Below are 1,979 nucleotides of genomic sequence, written 5' to 3'. Positions count from 1 at the left end.
GAATAACCATGCGTAGATCACTGTCGCCCAGGGTCGAATGCCTGGGCCTGATGCTGCTTGCCCTGCTGTTGATCGGCGCGGGGCTGGGGTTGCGTCAGGCACAGAATGTGGATGAGGAGCGTTTCCTCGGCGTCGCACTGGAGATGCTGCAAAACGGCTCGTGGCTGATCCCGCACCGGGCCGCCGAGATCTACGGCGACAAGCCGCCGATTTTCATGTGGACGGTGGCGTTCTTCACCTGGCTGACCGGCAAGCCGAACATCGCCCTTTATATCCCGGGACTGTTTTCGGCCGTGACGGTCACGGCGATGGTCTATGACCTGGGCCGTCGCCTGTGGACCCAGCGCACCGGGCGCAACGCCGCGCTGTTGTACCTGGCGACGTACCAGACCTACAGCATCCTGCGCACCGGCCAGATCGACAGCTTGTTGATTCTGTTCACCTCCCTGGGCCTCTACGGTCTGGCGCGGCACCTGTTGCTCGGCCCTGCGTGGCGCTGGTTCTACGCGGGCTGCGCGGCCATGGGCATTGGCGTGATCACCAAGGGCGTGGGTTTCCTGCCGGCGCTGTTGCTGATTCCGTACGCCTATGCGGTGCGTAAAGACTGGCACGGTGTGGTGGCCATGCCCGGCGAGGCGCGCAAGTGGTTGCTGGGGTTGGTGGTGATGCTGGCAGCGATTGCGATCTGGCTGTTGCCATTGGCCTTGTCCATCATCGTCAATGGCAGCGCTGACGAAATTGCCTATGCGCGGGAGATCCTCCTGCACCAGACCGCGGGCCGTTATGCCGCCGCGTGGCATCACCGCGAACCGTTCTGGTACTTCTTCACCAATGTGATTCCGCAGTACTGGCTACCGCTGGTGCTGGGTTGCCGCACCGTTGATCCCGTGGCTGCTCAAGCGCTGGTTCAAAAGGCACCCGCGTTTGCGTCGGGTGTTCCCGGCGCTGGTGGCGACCTGGTTCGTGCTGTGGTTCGCCCGTGGTTTCATCGAACCGCTCAAGGAAGGCACCAACATTGATCAGGTGCTCATGGCGCAGGCTGCGACCATGACCCAAGGCGCCGATCTGGTGCTGGTCAACTGGGAGGAAGGGCACTGGTTGTTCGCCCGTCAGCCGATCGTGCATTTTGGCATGGACTACTCCTCCATCGAGAAGGCTGCGCAGTACCTGCGCGAACACCCCAAGGCCTACGCTCTGGTGCCGGATGACGTACTGAACCAGTGCTTCAAACCCGAAGCGGCCCGTGAACTGGGCGAAAACTCCCGGGCGAACTGGTCGATCGTGGGGGCGGATGCCGACAACGGCAAATGCCTGCCGCAAGAGGCTGGCAAAGCCTATCGGTTTACCTGGAGCGACCCGCATATGCCAGCGCTACCGGCGCAGGTGGCCAATCCCTGAGAGCAAAAAAAGGGCCGTTTGAATAAACGGCCCTTTCTCTTCGTTCGTCGCCTGTCACTGACTGGCATCCAGCACCACGCGGTAGCGCGCCTTGCCACTGCGCAAATGATCGATGGCTTCGTTGATCCGGCTCATGGGAAACATCTCGACCTGCGGCAGGATCTGATGGCGGGCGCAGAACTCCAGCATCATCGCGGTGTTGGCCGGTGAGCCGACCGGTGAGGCGGACAAGACTTTTTGCTGGGGAATCAGGTTGAACACGTGCACCGGGATGGCGTCGGGCACGACGCCGACAAAGTGCAGGCGACCCTTGCCGCGCAAGGTGGCGAGCATGGCCGTCCAGTCGAGGTTGGCGTTGGCGGTGACCAGGAGAAAATCCAGGGTACCGGCAATGGCATTGAGCGCATCGGTGTCGGTCGAGGCGACCACCTTGTGCGCACCCAGGCGCCTGGCTTCGTCCTGCTTGCTCAGCGATGAGGTGAACGCCGTGACTTCGCAGCCCCAGGCGTTGAGGAAGCGCAGCGCCAGGTGACCGAGGCCGCCAATGCCCACTACGCCAACCCGGTCAGTGGGCTTGATGC

Annotated in this window: 1 protein-coding gene and 1 pseudogene; one reads left to right on the top strand and one right to left on the bottom strand. The window is 62.6% G+C overall.

The window, feature by feature from the left end; genetic code table 11:
• Positions 1-8 precede the first annotated feature (8 nt).
• Positions 9-1,398, top strand: a pseudogene (locus tag ACXRVY_RS30800) (ArnT family glycosyltransferase).
• Positions 1,399-1,452: 54 nt separating this feature from the next.
• Here ACXRVY_RS30800 and ACXRVY_RS30795 read toward each other — a convergent pair.
• The coding region (locus tag ACXRVY_RS30795; protein ID WP_458239180.1) for a zinc-binding dehydrogenase at positions 1,453-1,979 on the bottom strand (527 nt) is incomplete at its 5' end.

Source organism: Pseudomonas sp. P5_A2_2, assembly GCF_054177685.1.
The sequence above is the reverse complement of the archived record's forward strand: the minus strand, read 5'-3'. Positions and strand labels throughout refer to the sequence as shown.